Annotated in this window: 4 protein-coding genes; 2 read left to right on the top strand and 2 right to left on the bottom strand. The window is 53.0% G+C overall.

Annotated elements, in window-relative coordinates; genetic code table 11:
* Nucleotides 1–349 (top strand): tripartite tricarboxylate transporter permease (locus KQJ18_RS22780; RefSeq protein WP_216422820.1); only part of this gene is annotated, 349 nt, incomplete at its 5' end.
* A gap of 34 nt (nucleotides 350–383) precedes the next feature.
* Here KQJ18_RS22780 and KQJ18_RS22775 read toward each other — a convergent pair.
* Nucleotides 384–1,274 carry a LysR family transcriptional regulator gene (locus KQJ18_RS22775; protein ID WP_216422819.1) on the bottom strand — a complete coding sequence of 297 codons (891 nt, stop codon included), beginning with the start codon at nucleotides 1,272–1,274 and terminating at the stop codon, nucleotides 384–386.
* 92 nt (nucleotides 1,275–1,366) lie between these two features.
* Between KQJ18_RS22775 and KQJ18_RS22770 the strand changes: the two genes are divergently transcribed.
* Nucleotides 1,367–1,975, top strand: coding sequence for a short chain dehydrogenase (locus tag KQJ18_RS22770; RefSeq protein ID WP_338149159.1), 609 nt, complete (start codon nucleotides 1,367–1,369; stop codon nucleotides 1,973–1,975).
* A gap of 56 nt (nucleotides 1,976–2,031) precedes the next feature.
* On the opposite strand, the gene KQJ18_RS22765 is transcribed toward KQJ18_RS22770, so the two are convergent.
* Nucleotides 2,032–3,288, bottom strand: a 1,257-nt coding sequence (locus tag KQJ18_RS22765; RefSeq protein WP_216422817.1) for an extracellular solute-binding protein, incomplete at its 5' end; no start/stop codon positions are given.

Genomic DNA, 3,288 nt, shown 5'->3' with positions numbered 1-3,288 from the left:
GCTGTGGTTTTTGGTACCGGCTATCGCGGCAGTCTCCGCGGTTGGCGTGTACGCCGTTCACAGCACAACCTTTGATCTGGTGTTGATGGTCGCCCTTGGCGTACTGGGCTACATTCTGCGTAAGATGCACTTCCCGATGTCGCCGCTGATTTTAGGCTTCGTTCTCGGGGAAATGCTGGAGCAGAACCTGCGCCGGGCGTTGTCTATCAGTAACGGCAGCATCGATATTCTGTGGGCCAGCGGCGTAGCGAAAGTGCTGCTGGTGATGGCGGTACTGGTTATCGTTATCCCGCCGGTGCTGCGCCTGATCCGTAAGCGTAACAGCAAACCGCAGGTGGATATCGGTTAGTAATATGCCGGATGGCGCTGGCCATCCGGCATATTCATCTTAATTCCTGAACGGCACTAAGAACGTGCTCGACAAACCGCGTCAGCTTCGGCAACGCACGCAAATCTTGCCGCCACAGCAGATGAATGGGTCGTGGCTGCGGCGTAAACGCCTCCAGCACCCGCACCAGCCTGCCAGTAGCTAACTCTTCCGCCAACAGCACCTCCGGTTGTAACAACAGCCCCGCCCCCGCCACTGCCGCCATACGCAGGCCATGACCATCGTTACAGCGCAGGATCGCATCGCGTTTCCATCGAACTTCGCCCCCCGCGCCCGGTAGCATCCATTCGTTGCGGGCCGTCCACACGGTGTGGGACAGGCACAAATGATCCACCAGATCCGCGGGCGTGAAGGGGGTGCCATGACGAGCGAGATAATCCGGTGACGCGCAAATCGCCATACGGTACGGACACAGGTATTTCGCCACTACATCAGTCTGATGGATATCGCCAATGCGGATCGCCAGGTCAACCCCTTCATTCACCAGATCGACCATCCGATTGGTCAGATCCAGTTCAATGCGCACTTCCGGCCAGGCCTGTAAAAACGAGGCGGCCAGCGGCGAGATAACGCAGGCACCAAAAGAGGTCGGCGCGCTGATGCGCAGCGTCCCCGCAGGCGCCAGCCGCAGACGCTCCACTGAGCGTTCGGCTATCGACACCTGTTCCAGCACACGCCGGGCTTCTTCAAAATAGACACGACCGGCATCGGTCAGACTCTGGCGACGTGTGTTGCGCTCCAGCAGGCGCGTACCGAGTTGCGCTTCAAGGTGGGTGATATACTTCCCTACCATCACCGCAGACATTCTCAGTCGCGTGGCCGCGGTGGTAAAGCTCCCGCTCTCCACTACGGCGATAAACGTTTCCATGCCGCGCAGTTTATCCATATTGCAAACCTCTGGTTAGTAATCATCTAACTTTTGGCCAGTTTATCCGATTTCATTTTCATTAAAGAATAGCGGCTCACACTATTGCGGAGGTGGTTATGAAAATCGTTATTGTTGGTGCCAGCGGTACGGTGGGTCGCGCAGTTACGGAAGCATTAAGCCGTAAACATGAAGTGATCCGTGTGGGCCGCACGCAGGGAGATTACCAGGTTGATATCACCTCCCAGGAGAGTGTCGGGGCATTGTTTGAAAAAGTCGGACGGGTAGATGCGATCGTTTCCGCCACCGGCAATTTGTTCTTTGGGCCGTTATCCACCATGACCGATCGGGATTTTAATCAGGGTTTACAGGATAAGCTGTTAGGCCAGATTCGTCTGGCATTAACCGGGCAGCATTTTCTCAATGATGGCGGCTCAATTACGCTCATTAGCGGCATCATCGCCCATGAACCCATCGCGCAGGGGGCGAATGCGGCAACGATCAATGCCGGTCTGGAAGGATTTGTTCGCGCGGCGGCCTGTGAGCTGGGGCGTGGGCTGCGTATCAACCTGATTAGCCCAACCGTGCTCAGTGAATCCGCCGCAGCCTACGACGATTTCTTTCCGGGTTTTGAAAGCGTCCCGGCCGCTACCGTTGCCAACGCCTATCGCCGCAGCGTGGAAGGCATCCAAACCGGGCGTACTTATAAAGTAGGTTACTGATAAAAGCATGACCTTGCCTCTTACGTCATCAGTAAGAGGCAAGCCACTGCCTATTTTCAGGCACCCGTTTCGTTTCTTATTCGCGCATTAATATATTCCACGGCCTGAAAGACATCCATAATGCCGTTAATTGCATTCGTCACACCTTGCCCGATAATAATCTCTGCCTGGCGCAGGTTGAAAGGTTCACCTTTACTTCCCTCAGACTCCCTTATTCCCGTCATGCCTTTTTCATTCAATAAATTAAACCACGGGTAGAGATTGAGAACGTTTTGATCGTGACATATTCCAGACCAGGCGCTATTTCCTCCCAGCAAAACCAGATGGCGCGCAATTTCATCGGAATAAAGCCAATGAAAGAACTGCTCAACCTGTTTTTTCTTTTTACTGTAGCGGGACATTCCAATGGAACCGCCCCCCAATTGTGGAAGTTGCCCCGGAACAGGAGCATAGCCAATAGTGGGCGCTATGGCCGTGTGCGCCACATCGTTGAACAAATTGAGATACATGATCAGCATGGCAAGATTTCCACGCTCAAACTGTTTTACCGCGTCACTCCACCACTCACCGGGCAGATTCACGGCGATAGAAAGCTGTTGTAGATATTGTTCGAGTGCAGTTGCGGCAAGTGAAGGCTCGAGTTGTACCGGCTCGCCTTCGCGCACCAAACGCCCACCGAGCGCGTAGTAACGCAGCAGATACTCGGTAGCAATAAGCCCCGAGCTTCCCAGCGTCACCGCTGTTCCCATCGGGCGCTGTCTGTTTTCTGGCTGATGTAATTGACTAAAGAAAGCCGCTATCTCATCAAATTGCGCAAAGCTCTCTGGCAGCGTTAACTCTTTTCCCGTTGCTTCATAAAACATCCGTTTAATCGTCGCGTCTTCAAACAGATCTCGTCGATAAAACAAAAGCTGCATACTGGCATCAAAGGGTATTGCCCATGCGGTCCCATTCACCATGCTGAAGTGCTGTTGAATTTGCTCAGAGAAATTTTCCAACAGCAATGGAAGCTCAGAAGAGACGGATTCCAGCGGCAAGAGAGCTTTCTCTGCAAACCACGGAAAACACGCCATATCGATTCGCAGTAAATCGTAATAAGGATGTAGATGAAGGTGGGAAAGGATTTCAAAAACTTCATCATAGGGATAAACCGCAAGATTTACCTTAATACCGGTCTGGCGATAAAAGTGGGGTAACAGTTTCTTCAACGCATCAGTCGAAGGACTCGGTAAAATTAACATATTCAGCGTCGCCTCTGTTTCAGGCGGCGGCACGTACTGTCCATTCCAGGAAAAACCGCAATTTGTCAGAAT

The sequence above is a fragment of the Citrobacter sp. S55_ASV_140 genome (assembly GCF_018919505.1).
GTDB lineage: Bacteria > Pseudomonadota > Gammaproteobacteria > Enterobacterales > Enterobacteriaceae > Citrobacter > Citrobacter werkmanii.
The sequence above is the reverse complement of the archived record's forward strand: the minus strand, read 5'-3'. Positions and strand labels throughout refer to the sequence as shown.